General features: G+C 38.2%; 13 protein-coding genes. 6 read left to right on the top strand and 7 right to left on the bottom strand.

Features of this window, described 5'->3' with window-relative positions; genetic code table 11:
- Positions 1 to 192: 192 nt before the first annotated feature.
- Together OPU68_RS07260 and pyrG are read left to right on the top strand one after the other, a co-directional pair.
- Positions 193 to 2,187: a GEVED domain-containing protein gene (locus tag OPU68_RS07260; protein ID WP_498473354.1), complete on the top strand. Its 1,995-nt coding sequence runs from the start codon at positions 193 to 195 to the stop codon at positions 2,185 to 2,187.
- An 828-nt stretch (positions 2,188 to 3,015) separates the two neighbouring features.
- On the top strand, positions 3,016 to 4,626 hold the full coding sequence (pyrG, locus tag OPU68_RS07255; RefSeq protein WP_498473353.1) for a CTP synthase: 1,611 nt from the start codon (positions 3,016 to 3,018) through the stop codon (positions 4,624 to 4,626).
- A gap of 78 nt (positions 4,627 to 4,704) precedes the next feature.
- On the opposite strand, the gene OPU68_RS07250 is transcribed toward pyrG, so the two are convergent.
- Complete coding sequence (locus OPU68_RS07250) at positions 4,705 to 5,448, bottom strand: SDR family oxidoreductase (RefSeq protein WP_498473352.1); 744 nt, start codon at positions 5,446 to 5,448, stop codon at positions 4,705 to 4,707.
- Positions 5,449 to 5,551: 103 nt separating this feature from the next.
- Between OPU68_RS07250 and OPU68_RS07245 the strand changes: the two genes are divergently transcribed.
- The 3 genes from OPU68_RS07245 (at position 5,552) to OPU68_RS07235 (ending at position 8,619) form a co-directional block, all read left to right on the top strand.
- On the top strand, positions 5,552 to 5,902 hold the full coding sequence (locus OPU68_RS07245; RefSeq protein ID WP_498473351.1) for a winged helix-turn-helix transcriptional regulator: 351 nt from the start codon (positions 5,552 to 5,554) through the stop codon (positions 5,900 to 5,902).
- 184 nt (positions 5,903 to 6,086) lie between these two features.
- Entirely contained in the window at positions 6,087 to 7,865 is a 1,779-nt protein-coding gene (gene yidC, locus OPU68_RS07240; protein WP_498473350.1) for a membrane protein insertase YidC, read from the top strand.
- 91 nt (positions 7,866 to 7,956) lie between these two features.
- Positions 7,957 to 8,619: a TrmH family RNA methyltransferase gene (locus OPU68_RS07235; RefSeq protein ID WP_498473349.1), complete on the top strand. Its 663-nt coding sequence runs from the start codon at positions 7,957 to 7,959 to the stop codon at positions 8,617 to 8,619.
- Here the strand turns inward: OPU68_RS07235 and OPU68_RS07230 are convergent.
- The 6 genes from OPU68_RS07230 to tsaD form a co-directional block, all read right to left on the bottom strand.
- Positions 8,616 to 9,737, bottom strand: coding sequence for an NAD(P)/FAD-dependent oxidoreductase (locus tag OPU68_RS07230; RefSeq protein ID WP_498473348.1), 1,122 nt, complete (start codon positions 9,735 to 9,737; stop codon positions 8,616 to 8,618). The genes OPU68_RS07235 and OPU68_RS07230 overlap by 4 nt on opposite strands.
- A gap of 132 nt (positions 9,738 to 9,869) precedes the next feature.
- The gene (locus OPU68_RS07225) at positions 9,870 to 10,610 is read right to left on the bottom strand and encodes an RsmE family RNA methyltransferase (protein ID WP_498473347.1); all 741 of its coding nucleotides are present in this window, start codon (positions 10,608 to 10,610) and stop codon (positions 9,870 to 9,872) included.
- 6 nt (positions 10,611 to 10,616) lie between these two features.
- Positions 10,617 to 11,498 (bottom strand): DUF808 domain-containing protein, encoded by an 882-nt coding sequence (locus OPU68_RS07220; protein ID WP_498473346.1) that lies wholly within the window; start codon positions 11,496 to 11,498, stop codon positions 10,617 to 10,619.
- A gap of 336 nt (positions 11,499 to 11,834) precedes the next feature.
- The gene (locus tag OPU68_RS07215; protein WP_498473345.1) at positions 11,835 to 12,239 is read right to left on the bottom strand and encodes a hypothetical protein; all 405 of its coding nucleotides are present in this window, start codon (positions 12,237 to 12,239) and stop codon (positions 11,835 to 11,837) included.
- Between the two features lie 64 nt (positions 12,240 to 12,303).
- Complete coding sequence (locus OPU68_RS07210; RefSeq protein WP_498473344.1) at positions 12,304 to 13,074, bottom strand: hypothetical protein; 771 nt, start codon at positions 13,072 to 13,074, stop codon at positions 12,304 to 12,306.
- A gap of 52 nt (positions 13,075 to 13,126) precedes the next feature.
- A complete protein-coding gene (gene tsaD, locus OPU68_RS07205) occupies positions 13,127 to 14,143 on the bottom strand; it encodes a tRNA (adenosine(37)-N6)-threonylcarbamoyltransferase complex transferase subunit TsaD (protein ID WP_498473343.1) in 1,017 nt (338 codons plus the stop codon).
- A 5-nt stretch (positions 14,144 to 14,148) separates the two neighbouring features.
- On the opposite strand from tsaD, the gene OPU68_RS07200 reads away from it, so the two are divergent.
- Positions 14,149 to 18,801 carry a translocation/assembly module TamB domain-containing protein gene (locus OPU68_RS07200; RefSeq protein WP_498473341.1) on the top strand — a complete coding sequence of 1,551 codons (4,653 nt, stop codon included), beginning with the start codon at positions 14,149 to 14,151 and terminating at the stop codon, positions 18,799 to 18,801.
- The last annotated feature ends 82 nt before the right edge of the window (positions 18,802 to 18,883 follow it).

Genomic DNA, 18,883 nt, shown 5'->3' with positions numbered 1-18,883 from the left:
TAATACTTCATTAATGAAAATTGCTGTTATTTCAGTTGTTTTTAAATGTTTGTAAATCAATAGTTTAAAATTTAAATACTTTCTGAATTCGTGAATTAGAGAAGTAGAACTTTAGGAATTGATATTATTTTGATATAAAATTGTAGAAATATGTTTGAGAAAAATTTCACATCTAAATATTTAAAAAGAATTATGAAAAAAGTCTATCTACTTTTATTGGGCATTACGATGTCAACAGTGAGTGCACAGCAAATGGAGTTCCGATTAATAGACGAGATGGGTGCTCGTTTTTTTGACATCAATGACAATGGTTTTGCCATCCATTCCGGTGCTTATTATGATTACACGGCAAACGTAACAACGCCCACAGAAAACGGACAGTCGACCAACCGTATCAATAATGCAGGAGATGTAGCAGGGGCAAGTACGCTTGTAATCTCTGACGAAGAAAACGCCGCGCAGGCTGCTTACAGAAAAGCCGGAACCTGGTATAATATCGGTTATTTTCCAGGTGAGACACCTACGAGCAGTTCATTCGCCAATGCTAATGATATCTCGCAAAACAGTAAATACGTAACGGGACAGATTGGTGCCACCGGATTTACGAGTTGGCCTTTTATTTATAATACCGAAACGAATACACTTACAAAACTTTCCGGCGATAATACTTATATAAATGGTAGAGGAGAAGCAGTGAACAGCAACGGGATCGTAGCCGGGTTTGTAGACAGAGAAGACCTTGTAACAACCGGAACTCTTTGGCTTCCTGCATATTTCGAAGCCAATGGAACGATTCACTATATCGATATGGGAACGCTGGAATTTGGTGAAGCAGCAGATGTTAATAATGCAGGACAAATCGTAGGTTACAAAGGTTCCAAGCCTTTTATTTATGATATCACAACTGGTGTTTACAAATCTTTCAATCCGCCTTTCGGTTATGCAAAAGCTGTGTTCTCATCTATTTCAGAAAACGGAATTGCATTGGGATATGCTGGTGATGCTGGTAATAGAGAAGTTATTATTTATCATCCGTCATTAGGTTCCGGACCAATTTTCCTGAAAGATGTCCTGGCAAGAAACGGTGTCAACGTTACCACACTTGACTCAAAATTAGGAACCGGGATGAATATTTCCCCTAACGGTAATTTTGTCTGCGGGTTTGATAACACCATTCCACCTTTTTTTGCAGGAGGTTGGATTGTGAATCTTAACAATCTCTTACTGGGAACAAATGATTGTAAAATCACTTGTCCGGAAAATATAGAAGCGACTATCACATCCGTTAACCAGACTACGGCAGCCGTGAATTACACATTGCCAATTGTTTGCGGATCTTCACCTTCTACCGGTTTGACTACCGTTTTGGTATCAGGATATGAGTCAGGAGCTCAGTTCCCGATCGGAAGTACAAATGTTGTCCATAATCTGGTAGATGCAGACGGGAAAGTGGTTTATGTATGTTCTTTCCAGGTTGTTGTGAATGATATGTATTGTTCAAGTGCACCCCAATGGGGAACAGATGCCATTAGTAAAGTTCAGTTTGCCGGCATAGATAATTCTTCTGATCCTTACGCAGTTGAACCTAACGAATATTATCTGGACAAAGTAGGAGAGGTGTATCAGGGAAGTCAGTATCCTGTCGTTTTAGAAGCCAATACGAATGGTGGATATGACTACGCAACTATGTTTGTAGACTGGAATCAAAACGGTAGCTTCACAGACGCAGGAGAAATCTATGAAGTGGGAGCAATGACTTCTGATGGTGCAGATGGCGCACAGATTACAGGTAATATTGATGTTCCTGCCGGAGCACTCCTTGGGAAAACCAGAATGAGAGTGGTTCTTAATTGGGATGTTTCCGCAACTAATCCTTGTGATAACGAATTTTCATTCTTCGGGCAGTCAGAAGACTATATGCTGGACGTGAAGGAATCTTTAGCAACTTCCGACATCAATAAAGCCGGCGTTTCCATCTATCCGAATCCGGTTAAGAATGTTCTTAACTTCTCCGGAGCAAAAAATATTTCCAAAGTAGAAGTGTACAATGTTGCCGGACAGAAAGTAAGGTCTGTAGAAAATTTATCTGATAACAAAATTGAACTGTCAAATCTGACAAAAGGAACATATATCATCAGAGCCAACATCAATGGTTTGGTGAAGTCCTTTAAGTTTATCAAAGAATAGTATTTGTGTTTTTGTAATTATTTAATAAAACCCCGCATCATTATTGATGCGGGGTTTTTAATCAGAAGGAGTGATACTGCTTCTCTTATGAATATTACAGAGATATCAATTACAGATAAACCCCAACTATCAATAAAAAAACATCAATGATATAAAAACCACAACGGTCAATTGTCAATAAAAAACATCAATTGTATAAAGCCGCAGAGCGGCGACCTGTTAATAAAAATAATTCGATGCGATACGCGAAGCTCCGTAGGAGCGCCACGTTTGTAGCAAATAATTCGACACAATACGCAAAGCTCAATAGGAGTGACCTGTTAATAGCAAATAATTCGAAGCAATACGCAAAGCTCCATAAGAGCGACCTGTTAATAGCAAATGATTCGACGCAATACGCGAAGCTCCGTAGGAGCGACCTGTTTGTAGAAAATAATTTGAAGCAATACGCAAAGCTCCGTAGGAGAGACATATTGTATAGAGATAAAATTCACTAATTGCACAACCATTTATCACCCACCGCATATCGCACTGACACCACATCAGAAAATAAATTCACGAAAGGGTACTTTATAGAATGATACTACATCACGTATTAGTACGCCTCGATATTAGGTATTAGTACCGCTCGATACTAGATCTTAGTACCGCTCAGTACTAGATGTTAGTACAACTCGATACTAAGTATTAGTACAACCCGGTACTAACCAATGATTCCGCACTGCAACATCATCATAGCCTGTTAGGAATTAGAATGGCGATGTATTAATCCACTTCTAAAATTGCAGGTTAACTCCAGATGCTTTAACTTTGCACAAACCTAATCTAATGAGTAAAAAAGAAACGAAATACATCTTTGTGACAGGAGGTGTGACATCGTCACTGGGTAAAGGAATAGTCTCCGCTTCTTTGGGACTTTTATTAAAATCGAGAGGTTTTAAGGTTACTATCCAAAAACTTGACCCTTATATCAATATCGATCCGGGAACGCTTAATCCTTATGAACACGGCGAATGCTATGTGACCGAAGACGGCGCAGAAACGGACCTGGATCTTGGACATTACGAAAGATTCCTGGACGCTCCAACTTCCCAAAACAACAACGTTACAACCGGTAAAATCTACCAGACTGTTATCGAAAAAGAGCGTAAAGGTGATTTCCTTGGGAAAACCGTACAGGTGATTCCACACATTACCAATGAGATCAAACGCAGAATAAAGATGTTATCCAAAAAGGATTATGACATCATTATCACAGAGATCGGCGGGACTGTTGGCGATATTGAGTCTCTTCCTTATATAGAAAGTGTTCGTCAGCTGCAGTGGGAATTGGGTAAAAATAATTCTATTGTCATTCACTTGACATTGTTACCATATTTGGCTTCGAGTGGTGAACTCAAAACAAAACCTTCACAGCATTCCGTTCGCCAGTTGATGGAAAGCGGAATCCAGGCAGACGTTTTGGTTTGCAGAACAGAACACACCATTCCGAAAGAACAAAAGGCAAAATTGGCGCAGTTCTGTAACGTAGGTTTGGGAAATGTGATCGAATGTATCGATATGGATACAATCTACGAAGTGCCGTTGTATCTTCAGAAACAGAACTTTGATGAGGTTGTTTTAAAAGAATTAAATCTTCAGGTAGGAAAAGAGCCTAACCTTAAAGACTGGAAAACCTTCCTCAAAAAATATAAAAACCCGAAACGTACCGTAGAAATTGCTTTGGTAGGGAAATACGTTTCCCTTCAGGATTCTTACAAATCTATTGCCGAAGCTTTCATCCACGCAGGTTCCGATATGGAAACCGAGGTGAAGGTAAGATGGGTCTACAGTGGTGATATCGAGGAAGAAGGTGCCGAGACACTATTAAAAGATGTAGACGGTATCCTGATTGCGCCAGGTTTTGGAGACCGAGGAATAGAAGGTAAAATCCAGGCTGCGAAATATGCAAGAGAGAACAAAGTTCCTTTGTTAGGTATTTGTCTTGGGATGCAGATTATGACCATCGAGTTTGCAAGAAACGTTCTGCAATTAGCAAAAGCCAACAGTATGGAGTTCGATACTTCTACGCCGGATCCTGTGATCTCTCTGATGGAAGAACAGAAAAATGTTGTAGACAAAGGCGGAACAATGCGTCTTGGTGCCTGGAAATGCGTTCTGAAGCAAGGTTCAAAATTAGCAGAAATCTACGGTGCGAAAACCATCTCGGAACGCCACCGCCACAGATACGAGTTCAATAGTGATTACAAAAAAGATTTTGAAGACAAAGGATTGGTACCAACAGGATTTAATCCGGAAACAGAATTGGTAGAGACGTTGGAACTGAAAGATCATCCATTCTACGTGGGCGTCCAGTATCATCCGGAATATAAAAGTACAGTTGCTACGCCACATCCTTTGTTCAAAGCGTTTATTACCGCTGCTGTAAAAGGGAAATAAATATCTTTTTAATAAAATAAAAAACAGCTGTGAATTGATTTTCACAGCTGTTTTGCATTAATGATAATTTTAGTAAATCTATTTCCTTGCAAAAGTCGTGTAACCTCCGTCAACCAACAATTCCGTTCCGCTAATGTAGCTGGCATCATCCGAAGATAAGAATAAGACAGTTTTTGCAATTTCGCTTGGATCACCCAGCCTGTTCAAAGCGATTAATGTCGGAAAATGATCTCTGATTTCGCTTGTTGTTACTTTTTCTAATCCTTCCGTTTTAATAGCTCCGGGACTTACAATGTTCACTCGGATTTTTCTGTCAGCCAATTCATTTGCTGCGATTTGAGCAATTTTGTTTAAAGCACCTTTCGTTGCAGAATAAATACTTGAACCTAAATTGGCTGCTGTCGCAACTGTAGAAGAAGTAAATATGACTGAAGCACCATCTTGAAGATAAGGCAACAATTTCTGTAACGTAAAATAAGGTCCCTTCACATTCGTATTGAATTGTGCATCAAAATCAGCTTCCGTCGATTCTTGAATCGAGCTGAATACTGCGATTCCTGCGTTGAGGTAAAGAACATCTATTTTATCTCCGCTTTCTGCAACTGCTTTTTCTAAAACTGAAATGCCTTCTAAATTTGAAGTGTCAGAAACCAGAGTTTTCAAATTAGTACTGTTGATTGCTGAAGCCGCTTTTTGAAGGTTTTCTTCATTTCTCCCAGTGATCCAGACATTTGCTCCAGCACTAATGAATGCTTGTGCAGTTGCAAATCCGATTCCGGTAGTTCCGCCGGTGATGATTACGTTTTTATTCGTGAAATTCATTTTGATAAATTTTAATATTGAGTTGCAAAGGTAAATCAGTTTAATATATTTTAGTAACTTTGTAACGAAAAGTAACAGTAACATTTGAGTAACAAACTAACTTATGACTTGCACAGATTTTAAAAACGAACACAAAAAAGAGATTATGGCTGTCCACGACGCAATGGACGTGCTAAGTGGAAAATGGAAAATATCCATTGTCTCATCAATTTGCTACCACAATAAAAGGAGGTTTTCTGATATTCTGAATGATGTAGAAGGAATCTCCAACCGAATGTTGAGCAAAGAATTGAAAGATTTGGAAATGAATCAACTCGTGCAAAGAACAGTACTGCAAACTCAACCTATTTCTGTTCAGTATCAACTCACAGAATATGGAATGAAATTAAAAACCATCATCAACAATCTTTCCGAATGGGGAGCAGAACACAGGAAAGTCATTATCGGCAAATAAGTGCTTATATTATTACTGAAAAAGTAATTCCTTTCCTTAGTCGTCTTTATAACAGAATCTGAAAAATAAATCCTATTTTTGCAGACCAAAATGATGTAGATTTTGAATTAATGAAATGTTTTCCTGAGCAGAGTCGAAGGATCTATTAAAACTTCAAATCTTAAACTTTAAATTATATTCTATAATGCAGCAAAACAACGGATTAGACAAAAGCCAGCTCATCAGCTTCGGAGTTTTTTCTATGATTCTTATCGGTTTTATGTTTTATTTCCAAAACCGAAACGCAAAAGCCGACCAGGAACAACTGGCCATTAATGCCAAAAAAACAGAACAGGCAACCCAGGCAAAACCGGTTGCAACCAACCTGAATGCTGCGGCAGTTACACCCGGCTCAGTTCAGAAAGTTAATCTTCAGAATGACGAGTTAGCGCTTGAATTTTCCAGTATTGGTGGACAATTAAGTTCTGTAAAACTGAATAAATATCAGGCATTTGGCGGGAAACCACTTTATCTTTTCAATAACAACAATGCAAGCTACGGTTTCCAGTTCAAAGACAAATCGGGAAAAGTTTTCAATACCAAAGATTTGGTTTTTGCTCCAACCGTTGCAGGGAATTCTGTAACATTGAGCTCGAAAGTCGGAACTGCAGTGATTCAGTTTATTTATACATTAAAAGCAAAATATACAGTCGATTTTCAGGTAAAAACACAAGGTTTGGCAACATTGGTAAACGATGGCAAAGCCGAATTTATTTGGGATTACACCGTAAAAGGTGCAGAAAAGGGAAGATCGCAGGAAGAGACTCACACCGAATTTTCTTACGCATTCAACAATTATAAAGATTATGATTACGACGCTCGTACCGATATGGAAGAGCCGGATGAAACACTTAATTGGATTGGCGTGAAACAGCAGTTTTTCTCTGCCGTGATAGAAGCTAAGAACGGATTCACAAAATCAAAAGGAAACCAGGAAATTATCGAAGAAGGTGATTTTTTGAAAAAATTCAATTATAATGGTCAGGTTAATCTTGCAGGAAACGAGCTGAATCAGGATTTTACCTGGTATTTTATGCCGTTGGATTTGGATTTGCTGAAATCTTATGACAAAAACTTCGACGAGATTCTACCACTTGGTTGGTCATTCATCGGATCTTTGAACAGATATGTCTTTATGCCGTTGTACAATTTGATCTCATCTTGGGGCATTGCGGCAGGCTGGGCTATTTTCTGGATGACAATTATTGTTAAGTTAATCTTATCTCCGGTGATGTTTAAGCAGCACAAACTAAGTGCAATGATGAAGGTAATCCGTCCGGAAATAGATGAGGTGAATGCCAAATTCAAAGATGCAGACCCAATGAAAAAACAACAGGAAACAATGGCCGTCTATAGGAAGGCCGGCGTGAATCAGATGGCGGGTTGTTTGCCTGCCTTGGTTCAGATTCCATTGTTCTACGCACTATTCCGCTTCTTCCCGAATATGATCGACCTTAGAGGCAAAAGCTTCTGGTTCGCACCTGATTTGACGGCTTATGATGATGTGATCAAATTTGGATTTAAAGTTCCATTGTTGGGCGAGCACTTGAGTATTTTCGCATTAGCTTGTACAGTTGTAATTTTGATTTATACCGTGATGACTTCCGGAAATATCCAACAGCCGCAGCAGGAAGGAATGCCGAATATGAAAGTGTTGATGTACATTTTCCCGATCACATTCTTATTCTTCCTGAACAGTTCAGCATCAGGCTTATCCTGGTATTATTTTGTATCGAATGCGATTAATATCGTGATCATTTTAGTTATCAAATATTTCATCCTGGATGAGAAAAAGATCCACGCACAAATCCAGGCAAATAAGCAGAAGGAACCGAAAAAAGAAGGCAAGTTCCAAAAACGAATGAGAGAGATGATGGAGCAGGCGCAACAGCAGCAGGCACAGCAGAACAACAAAAAGAAATAAATTTTAAAAGCTGTAATTTTTTACCGCTTTTTTTATTTTTGCTAATTGTATATCGGCCTGAGCGGGTCGAAACCTTTTATTTTTATACATTATGAATTTACAGTCAACTTACGAATATCTCCAGCAGTTCCTCACCGAAGAAAGACTTCAGAAAATCGAACATTATTCTCAGGAAAGTTCAGACTTTGTTCTGCCCGTAATGGAAGATATTTACCAGTTCAGGAATGCGGCTGCAATTGTCCGTTCCGTGGAAGCCTGTGGATTTCATAAAGTGGTAGCGATGGAAAAAGAAAACTTCTTCGAACCCAACTTGAAAGTTACCAAAGGCGCAGATACCTGGGTTGAGGTTGAGAAAATGCCGAGAACAATAGAATCGCTAAAACAAATTAAAAACAGAGGTTACAAAATAGTCGCCGTTTCTGCAGAAAACAATGCGAAAATGCTTCCGGATTATAAAATTGAAGAACCTTTGGCTTTGGTTTTCGGAACGGAGTGGGAGGGAACTACAGACGAGCTTTTGGATTTTGCAGACGAAACTTTAGCAATCCCAATGTTCGGATTCACGAAGAGTTTCAACGTTTCTGTTGCCGCGGCGATCTGTATGTACGAACTCAAACAAAAACTTCTGAAATCAAATATCGATTATAAATTGTCTGAAGAAAAATTACTTCAATTGAAAATCCGTTGGGCGGTGAATTCTATCAAAAGCGGAAAAGAGATTCTTGAAAAATACCAGAGAGATAATAAATTTTAATAAAACAGCCTACAAACCATTTCACCAATCTTTGGCGCCAGCGCAACACCCATTCCGGAAAGTCTCACGGCGCAAAATTGTCTTTCTGAAAGTTGCTTTACAATTGGTGTTTTCTCATTTCCCATCGCCATAATTCCGGACCAACGCATTTCGATCTTGAATTCCTGATTTGGCAAAATTACTTCTTTTAAGAATTGTTCGAGATGACTTTGGAGAAATTCTGTTGTCGCAAAATCTGTTGTTTTTTCGGTTTCGAAGTCCTGATTTCTTGCGCCACCAAGTAGAATTCGGTTTCCAAAATTTCTAAAATAATAGAATCCTTCGTCATAATGAAATGTTCCTTTGAGTTTCAGATTTTCCATCGGTTCTGTTAAGATGATTTGTCCTCTGGCGGGTATTATTTGTTCAGACTGCAAGAATTTTGAACTGAAAGCATTGGTGCAAAATATCACTTTGTCAGATTTCAGAATCAGGTTTTCATCGATTTTAATGTCAACTTCACTTTGCGATTCTAGAACAGATTCCACTTCTGTTCCGCAGAGAAATTCAACTTTCAGTTCGTGGCATTTTTCTACAAGTTTCACTAATAATTTACCAGAATGCAAACTGCCTTCACAGAGATTCTCAACCAAAAATTCTGATTTTACTAAGCCAAATTCTTTAATTTTTTTATTAACTACTTTAAAGGTGTTTTTAGTTTCTGTAATCGGAAAAAGATGTTGGTTCACCTCATTTAATTTTTCTAAAGCAGATTCATTATTTAAGATTTCATAACCGCCACAAAGGTCAAAATCAATTTCTTCATGAGTAAAATAATTCTGAATTTTCTGCAAACCTTCGAATCTCATCTTCACCAAATCCAACGTTTTCTCCCAACCCATTTTCTCGGAATCTGAAATAATCTCTGTCAAACTTCCGAAACACGCAAAACCTGCATTTCGTGACGAAGCACCTGTCGGAATTGGATTTCTTTCAATAATCAAAACAGATTTTTCAGGATGTTTTTCCTTGATAGAAATTGCAGTCCAAAGTCCTGTAAAACCTGAACCGATAATCACGATATCACGTTTTCTGTAAAATGTTTCTAGTTCCCAAATGCTTGGAGTGGCTGGTTTCATAATGTTTTATTTTATCGCAAAGCCGTAATTTTTTCAAAGTTAATGTAAAAATAAAGTCGCAAATTAAAACTTTGCGACTTATGATTTATCGTTGAAAATATTTTTTGTGTGTTTGCGATGATTCCTTTAAAATCAAAACATCTTGTCATAATTCCAAGCCGCAACGAAAATTCCCGCTGTTTCCGTTCTCAGTCTTTGGTTTCCAAGCGAAACTGCTTTGATGCCTTTTTCTGCCAAAACCTGAACCTCTCTGTCAGAAAAATCGCCTTCCGGACCGATGAGAAAAGTGATTTGCTTGATGGTAGATGGTTGACCGCTGATCGTCTTATCATTCTGAGATTGCCGAAGAATCTGCAAATTATTCAAAGAGATTCTTTCCAGATTCTCATTGCAATGCGCCACAAAAGTGGTTTCAGGATCAAGCGTTTTCATAAACTCAGAAAATTTCTGCATATCGTTGATCTTTGGGAAGTGAGATCGCAGACTTTGCTTCGAAGCACTGATGGCTTGTTTCCTCAGTTTTTCGATGCTGATATTTTTGCGTTCGGTTTGTTCTGTCAATATAAAACTGATTTCTGAAATGCCCATTTCCACGGCTTTTTCCAGAAAGAACTCGATGCGGTCTATGTTTTTGGTTGGGGCGATGGCAATGTGAAGTTTTGGAGAGAAATCAGGCAGATCTTCTTGGACTTCAGAAACATTTAGCGTGACTTTTTTTCCTTCGAAAACTAAAGTTCCTTTTGCAAGATTTCCTTTCCCATCAGTCAGATGGATTTCTTCACCTTCACGCATTCTTAGGACCTTTGCGATGTGCAGCTGCTCATCACTATCAATTAAAATTTCGGGAAATATCTGTCCAAAGAAAAGTTTCATTGTTGATTATTTTTTAACTAAAGAAATTAATTTTTTACCAATAGTCATCAATAAAACTGCTGCCGATCCAAAAACCACACCCAAACCAAATTCTGAAACCATAGATGGAATATTTTCTGGAATCAGATGATGAATGTAATCAATATTGTGAAGAAAAATTCCGCCGGAAACAAGTAGTAAAGCTATAGTTCCTACAACGCCCAGTACTTTGATGATAATTGGTAAAGCTTTGATCAAAACTTGTCCAAGTCCGGAAAGGAAACCTTTGTTACCTGATTTTTTCATCAGGAAAAATCCGGCATCGTCCATTCTTACAATCAATGCGACAAGTCCGTAAACCCCGACTGTTGCAATGATGGCAACAAATGAAACACTAAGGATCTGAGTCAGAAGCGGATGTTGTTTTTCTATCACAGTTCCTAGTGCGATAATCACGATCTCCAGAGAAAGGATAAAATCTGTCTTGATAGCAGAACTGATCTTAGCTTTTTCGGAATTGGCATTGTCTTCCGGTAAAGTACTTTCCTCTACGACCTCCTGACCTTTTTTTTCTCGGTGGAACAGAAATTCTACAATCTTCTCCATCCCTTCGTAAGCCAGGTAGATTCCGCCAAGAACCAAGATTACTTTGATGGCTTCGGGAAAGAAATAATTCAGAAGAAATATAACTGGTAGGATGATCAATTTATTAATGAAAGAACCTTTGGTAATTGCCCACAGAACAGGAATCTCACGAGAAGAAAGAAATCCAGTTGCTTTTTCTGCGTTTACCGCAAGATCGTCGCCGAGGATTCCGGCAGTTTTTTTTGTTGCGAGTTTGCTGGTGACTGCAATGTCATCCATCAATGCGCCAATATCATCTAAGATTGCGAAGAATCCTGAAGCCATAACTTTTTATTTTGGTGTAAAAATAGGGATTTTGTGGGGATTTTCTAAGTGGGAATTTGGATTTTCCTGTTGTAGTTTTCAGAAACTCTGCGGGCTATCATCATAAACTTTCTTGCAGGAGCTCTATTTCTTTCCACAGGTGGTCTAATTCTTTCTGCAGGAGCTCTATTTCTTTCTGAAGGTGGTATAATTTCTTTCCACAGGAGTTTTATTTCTTTCTGCAGGTGGTATAATTCTTTTTGCAGGAGTTTACTTTCTCTTTGAAGTCGCTTATTTTCTTTTTGCAGTTGCTAACTTTTTACTTGCAGTAAGATACCTTCTTTTTAGGCCTTACGCTTAAAATGAGATTTCGTTTTCACTTAAAAATGCAACGCCTGTTTTGATAGTCGTATAAATATCTGTATCACACTCACGCAGAGAGCACATATAAACTTCTTCTTTCCAACTGCCATTGATGAAGATGAGATTCAGATATTCGAATTTTCGCAGGTTGTTTTTGATTGATAGGAAATCGCCTTCTTTTGGCTCATAAGAGAAACTGAAAACATTTTCTGAATTGATTGTTGCCAGAATTTCCTCTTTGATATTTTGAATATAGCCGGTTTCAGAGCTTGTGAGTTCATAATCGTCAGATTCTTCTGCATTTTCATTTTTCCCTGTGATGGTTTCTAAAATCCAGTAATATTTTGAATTCTTTTTGGAATGTGTTCCGAGTTGTTTTTCTTCTAGTAATATTTTCATAGATTTTATTTGGCTTTATTTAAGCTGGTGCGAGGATCTGGCGCTTATTGTTAAAGTGTTATGGCTATTCTCCATCGTCTTGATTTGCTTCGGTAGGTTTAGTAAATTTTATTCCTTCTCTATCCCATCTAGTAATATTCCCGGAAGAGTCCATAAAGTTAAATTCAACTTCATAAGCTAAATTTTTATCGTATTTGAATGCACCAGCACACATACCATAGCCCACCAGTAACTTATTATCCTTTGGTAATAAATAAAATGTTGTTGCTTTATTGGTTACCAAGTTTTTGAATTTAGTTTTGACTAATAATTGTGAAGAATCGTTTGCTAGAAATGAAAAAATTACATTCGCCTCTGGTCCGCATCCATAAGAAATATAAGATTTTTTTAATTCGTAAGGTTTTTTAGCGATAATAGGTTTCTCAATATCTACATTGGAGGTGACTTTATAGATTATAGGTTTAGAAGCTATATTATAATTGTAGAATTTATTTACCGTTTCGTATTTTGGAAGATTATCAATTTTTAGAATATATTCTTTACCAATTTCAAGCGGAAATTCCGGTTTTAAAATGGCTTGAGTAAGCTGGAAATCTCCAATAAGTGTTTCAGTAACTTTCAGATTGATTTTCTGATTACCGCTTTGCAAATATATTTTGTATTCTTTGTTTAGAGAAGTAATAATTTTTTGGCTTGTTGCAAAACCTTCAATCATAAAAATTGAGTTTTTATTGATTTCTGTTTTAGTTGGAAATACATCAATCCCACTATTTCCACACTTTGAAAAAGCAAGAATATTAATTAAGATTCCAAAAATTGTAAGTATTAATTTCATAATTTGATATGAAGTTTTTTCAAGTATAAACAATTAAAAAAGATGGGGGTGATCACAAATCATACTTCGCCGTCGCCGTAGTCCTAATATCCGTAAACTCGCCTCGCTCATATTTCAGTTTGGCAACGATGGCGATCATTGCGGCATTGTCTGTTGTGTATTCAAATTTTGGGATGAAGATGTTCCAGCCGAGTTTTTCCTGATTAAGTTCCATTGCTTTTCTCAAAGCTGAGTTGGCAGAAACACCGCCGGCAATCGCCACATCTTTTATATTAAGGTCAACAGAAGCTTTCTCCAATTTGTTCATCAAAATTTCAATAATTGATTTCTGAACGGAAGCACAAAGGTCGTTCAGATTTTCCTTAATAAAATCCGGATTTTTCCGTACTTCTTTCTGAATAAAATACAATACCGAAGTTTTGATCCCGCTGAATGAATAATCGTAATTTTCCATTCTCGGTTTGTTGAACTGGAAGGCGTCAGGATTTCCTTCTTTCGCCAACTTATCGATGATTGGTCCGGCAGGATAATCGAGGTCAAAAATCTTTCCGATCTTGTCAAAAGCTTCTCCCGCGGCATCATCTATGGTTTTTCCGATAATTTCCATGTCGAAATAATCTTTTACCAAAACGATCATCGTATGACCACCGGAAACTGTGAGGCAAAGGAAAGGGAAAGTTGGCGGCGTGGGATTGGCATCATCAATAAAATGAGCCAGAATGTGTGCCTGCAAATGGTTGACCTCTATCAAAGGAACGTCCAGACTCATCGCCAGAGATTTTGCAAAAGAGGTTCCCACAAGCAACGATCCCAAAAGTCCGGGACCACGTGTGAAACCAATCGCGCAAATCTCATTTTGTTGTATATTTGCTTTCGAAAATGCTTTTTCCACAACAGGGATGATGTTTTGCTGATGCGCGCGGGAAGCCAATTCGGGAACCACACCGCCATACTCGTTGTGGATTGCCTGATTGGCGGCAATGTTGGACAGGATTTTGCCACCGCTGATGATGGCCGCAGAAGTGTCGTCACAAGAAGACTCGATACCTAGAATAATAGATGCACTCATAATAGATGGCAAATTTAGAAAATAAAAACCCAACTACCGAAGATCCAACTATTGACCAGCAAGTCAAGAAGAAAAAAACACCGCTTTTCTGGAGGATTGTCAACTATCTTTTTTTCGGAATCGTTGGACTTATTGTTTTGCTTTTCGTTGCCATCAATCTTCCCATTACCAAACGTTACATTGCGGATGAAGCCATCAAACTTCTGAATAACGACTTCAAAATGCGACTGTCAGTAGATCAAGTTGAAGTCAATTTTTTTGGTGATGTAAAGCTCAAAGGTCTTAGAATCAATGATTACAAAGAATATGAATTCGTAAAAGCAAGGGAATTGCGCGCCAAATCCGATTGGTTTGCGCTAGCTTTCAATACGAGAGATCTTAAATTCAACCAAGCCACGATTATCGATCCTGTCATCCGAGTGATTACTTACAAAGGCGACAGCATCAGTAATTTTATCAGATATGTTGATAATTTCCGATCTGATACACCATCCGATCCCAACAAACCGAAGTTCAAGATGAATATGAAAATCGATCTCATCAACGGGATTGCAAGCATCGTGAACGAAAACAGTCCGGGAGAGGCAGGAAGATGGCTGGATGCTAGAAATGTAAACCTGAATGTGACTTCTCTTAAAGTAGAAGGAGCAGATGTTTTTGCTGACATCCGAAACTTTAGCCTGATCACGAAACGATACGGAAAAGAACATATCGTCGATACATTTTCTACCAATTTTGAGATTACCAAAAAACACATGAAATTTGGGAATCTGACGATCAATACAGACCATTCTCTTTTGCAGGGAGAAGCTGTGATGAATCTTGATCCGGTTACCAGATTTGCTGATTTTGGGAAAAAGGTAAGTTGGGATTTGAAGATCATTCCGGGAAGTCAGATTAGTGGTTATGATTTGAGTTATTTCGTGACAAACTGGGATAATTATACACCAATCAACATCTCCGGAACGATGACCGGGCCATTGAATGATTTTGCATTAAATAATTTTCTCATCCGTTCGCAGGATGTGAATCTTAATACCAAAAGTCTAAAAATTAATGGTGTCATCGATAAGAAATTCTTCATCGAAAGTAAGGATGTCTCCGCCGATTTTACTTATAAAGCTTTAAAGGCTTCATTACCTAAATTCATAGCTTCGAAGCTCGGAAATATTGCAGACGATTTTGGAAGGATGAAGTACAACGGTTCTGTAAAAGTAAATCCGAAACAAATTTTTGCCAGCGGACAAGTCATTACAGGAATCGGACAAGCAAAAATGAAGGATTTCAATCTTGTGGATTACAGCACCAAACGGCCGAAATACAGAGGCTATGTGGATGTAAAAGATTTGAATATCACGGCATTAACCAAGAATAAGCAAGTTGGATTGATCTCCGGAAAATTCAATGTTCAAGGAGAAGGTTTTGATGTGAATACGATGTACGTCAAAACCAAATCTGATGTTGCGCATATCGATCTGATGGGCAAAAGCCTTAATAATATTGCCATCGATGGTGTTCTTAATAAAAAACGATTTACAGGAAATATGATGGCAAATGATCCCAATGCGAAAGGAACTTTCAAAGGGATTGTGGACTTCTCCACCAAAAGATTGTTTGCGGATTTCAATGCTGATATCCAATATGTTAATTTAAATTATTTTGGGATTTCTGCCAGCGATACCAATTCTGTAAGCGGATTGGTGAATGGAAAAGTCTCAATGACGAATCTGAACGATCTGAATCTGGATGCTGATATCAAAGGATTGACACTCAATTCAAGTAAACAAAAACTCCACATTCCGGATTCTAAACTGAAAGCGTTTTTTGAAAACGGAAATCGAATCGTTTCCGTAGATGCGCCCGGAGCGGTTACGGGTAAAATTTTCGGTCGGTTCAATCTGGAAGATATCGGGAATATGATTACCAACAGCATTAATAAAATAATGGTTGGCAATCCGCCGAAGAAAACTTACAACGGACAAAGTTTCGATTTCGATTTTGATGTGAAGCAAGGTTTGGTTTCCTTTTTTGTACCAGATTTGGAATTGAAAGATGGAGCTAAAGTTGCCGGAAATTATATTGGAAGTAGCAACGATTTGATTCTGAATGCTGATGCATCACAAATCAAATATGTATTAACAAACAAAAAAGAACTAAGCGAAGCCGAAAAATTCTTGGCAGAAACCGACGCAACCTATCAGCCAGATCTCAATAAAGCAAGTGACAGTGCGATGGTTGACAGTTTGAGCCTTAGGGTCAATACGGCTGATCTCAGTCAACAATTACTTGCGACCGTAAAAAGAGCACAATACGGCAACAATGTTTTACAGGACGTGAAATTAACAGCTAACAGTGAGAACTCTCAGGTTTTACACATCGGAACCGTTTTCAAACTTGGAAGCCTGGAAGATGAAATGGCAAAACAGATGAAAGATTATGCGGTCAACATCAATCAGACCACCAATCCGGCTGGAGATTATGTGCTGCGTTTTGAGCCGACAACAGTTAAATTTAATGATGTAGCCTGGAGTATTGATACAAGTCCGGAACTTAACCACTCAATTACTTACCGTAAGAAAGAAAAAGATTTTTTAATTCAAAATCTCAGAATCTATTCAGATAACAGTGAACTTCTTATAAAAAATGCCGATTTTGTTTCGGGAAAAGACTTCACTGCGGATGCAAAAGTTAAAAATCTGGATGTTTCCAAACTTTTGGCTTTTGGGAATACCGGAAAAAATCCAATGGATCTGAAAGGGATTGCAAACGGAACCATTCAAATCACAAAATCTGGAACCAATCTGGAACCATTGGTAGATCTTACTATAGATGATATTTTTATCAACGGTAAAGCGATGGGAAATCTGGAAACCAATATTACCAAAAGCGAAAAGCCCAATGTCTTTGATGTGAGCATCAAAGCTTTGTCATCCGATCTTTTAGGAAGCAACACCCTCGATGTTACCGGGACTATAGATAACAACCAGTCATCTCCGGTTTTGGATGTGAATGCAAAAATGAATGAATTCGATCTTGCATTTGCACAGCAATTTGTAAAAGAAATTTTCGGAAACTTCCGAGGAAAGGCAACCGGTGATCTTAAAATTTCCGGTCCTGTGAATGATATTGATTACAGCGGCGATCTCGCTCTGAAAGGTTTTGGACTGAAATTACTGTTCACAGGTGTAGATTATTCGTTTGATGATACGGTAATAAATCTTTCGCGAGGTTTGGCACTTCTTAATAATATCGGTATCAAAGATGGGCGGTCTAATTCCAAAGGCAATATTTCCGGATCTATCCAGTTTGAAACTCTGTCCTCACTCGGAATCAACTTAATTATGCGGGCGGATAATCTTTTGGTGATCAATAATAGCCAGGAAGATAATGACCTGTTCTGGGGACGTGTTTACGGGCAAGGCGATATCTATGTCAGCGGACCGGTTTCCGGCTTGGAGATCAGTACACCAAATGATGGGCTTAAAGTAATTAATAATAGTACATTTACCTTCAATAGTGCATCAAAAGCCAATGTAGACGAGTTTAAGATTTTGAGATTCTTGAAAAGAGATGACGAGGGTAAGTACTCTGTAGAGAAAAAGAAAAAATCTGGTGCCAATATGCTGATGGATTTTGATATCAGTGTGGACAAAGGAACTTTGGTAAATGTGCTTGTAGGCGATGACGTGGGAAGTATTGCCGTAAAAGGCGATGCAGACCATTTGAAGTTCAGGATGGAAAGAAGCGGTAATATCTCTATGAACGGAACGTACACGGTGGATAACGGAACTTTTGTCTCAAAAGCAATCCTCGACAGAACGTTCCTGATTGCAAAAAACAGTATCATCCGGTGGAGCGGAAGCCCTATGACGCCGGATCTGGATATTACAGCAAATTATACCAGACCAATTACCAACGCAGGAGAATATCTGGGAATGTCTCTTACACAGCCGATAAATGTTGTACTGACAACCAAAATTACAAATACACTTACAAAACCTGAGATAGAATTTGGTGTGTCTGCTCCGGACAGCTCATCTGAGGTAAGGGAAACGTTGGCCACCAAAATGAACAACCGGGATGAGCGGACAATTCAGTTTGGATCTGTTCTGGTGCTAAATAGTTTCAATGTTGTAAACAGTGGCGGACTGGATTTTAACCTTCAAAATACAGCAATCAATACAGGTTACAATATGTTATTCAAACAATTGGGATCTGTACTTAATACCATCAGCAGCGCATTTCAGGTTAATCTGGATTACATCAGCGGGGACATAAATTCTAATACAGGCGATCGTGCGAATACAAGCGTCAGCCTGGCATTATCACCAAGAGTAAAAGTGAAGACAGGATTGGGAGTTCCAATCACACGAGTGGATAATACCACCAACAATTTGTTATCTGCCGAAGGAACAATTGAATATGACTGGAGCAGAAACAATGATGGCAGCAGATTGCTAAGAGCCTATTCCAAACCTTCAAATCTTGGATTGGTAACAGCCAGCTCAAATAATCAAAGTTATGGTATCGGAGTTGTGTACAGTAAAAGTTTTAATTCCCTCAAATATATCTTCAAAAGACGAGAAAGAATAAAAAGAGACTCTGTGGCTGCGCAGCAAAATAAAGAAGATTCCGTAAAAAATAAGCCTATAAAATGATAATTATCATCAAATGTGATAGTTTTGTTAAAAGCTGTTAATGTTTTAATATTTGTTTTTAGTTAAATTAATTTTTTATAAA

It is taken from the genome of Chryseobacterium sp. TB1-D10 (genome assembly GCF_059803555.1).
The sequence above is the reverse complement of the archived record's forward strand: the minus strand, read 5'-3'. Positions and strand labels throughout refer to the sequence as shown.

Bases quoted from the DNA above. Each gene is read 5' to 3' on its own strand.
- OPU68_RS07260 (WP_498473354.1), top strand. From the start codon at position 193: ATGAAAAAAGTCTATCTACTTTTATTGGGCATTACGATGTCAACAGTG.
- pyrG (WP_498473353.1), top strand. From the start codon at position 3,016: ATGAGTAAAAAAGAAACGAAATACATCTTTGTGACAGGAGGTGTGACA.
- OPU68_RS07250 (WP_498473352.1), bottom strand. From the start codon at position 5,448: ATGAATTTCACGAATAAAAACGTAATCATCACCGGCGGAACTACCGGA.
- OPU68_RS07245 (WP_498473351.1), top strand. From the start codon at position 5,552: ATGACTTGCACAGATTTTAAAAACGAACACAAAAAAGAGATTATGGCT.
- yidC (WP_498473350.1), top strand. From the start codon at position 6,087: ATGCAGCAAAACAACGGATTAGACAAAAGCCAGCTCATCAGCTTCGGA.
- OPU68_RS07235 (WP_498473349.1), top strand. From the start codon at position 7,957: ATGAATTTACAGTCAACTTACGAATATCTCCAGCAGTTCCTCACCGAA.
- OPU68_RS07230 (WP_498473348.1), bottom strand. From the start codon at position 9,737: ATGAAACCAGCCACTCCAAGCATTTGGGAACTAGAAACATTTTACAGA.
- OPU68_RS07225 (WP_498473347.1), bottom strand. From the start codon at position 10,610: ATGAAACTTTTCTTTGGACAGATATTTCCCGAAATTTTAATTGATAGT.
- OPU68_RS07220 (WP_498473346.1), bottom strand. From the start codon at position 11,498: ATGGCTTCAGGATTCTTCGCAATCTTAGATGATATTGGCGCATTGATG.
- OPU68_RS07215 (WP_498473345.1), bottom strand. From the start codon at position 12,239: ATGAAAATATTACTAGAAGAAAAACAACTCGGAACACATTCCAAAAAG.
- OPU68_RS07210 (WP_498473344.1), bottom strand. From the start codon at position 13,074: ATGAAATTAATACTTACAATTTTTGGAATCTTAATTAATATTCTTGCT.
- tsaD (WP_498473343.1), bottom strand. From the start codon at position 14,143: ATGAGTGCATCTATTATTCTAGGTATCGAGTCTTCTTGTGACGACACT.
- OPU68_RS07200 (WP_498473341.1), top strand. From the start codon at position 14,149: ATGGCAAATTTAGAAAATAAAAACCCAACTACCGAAGATCCAACTATT.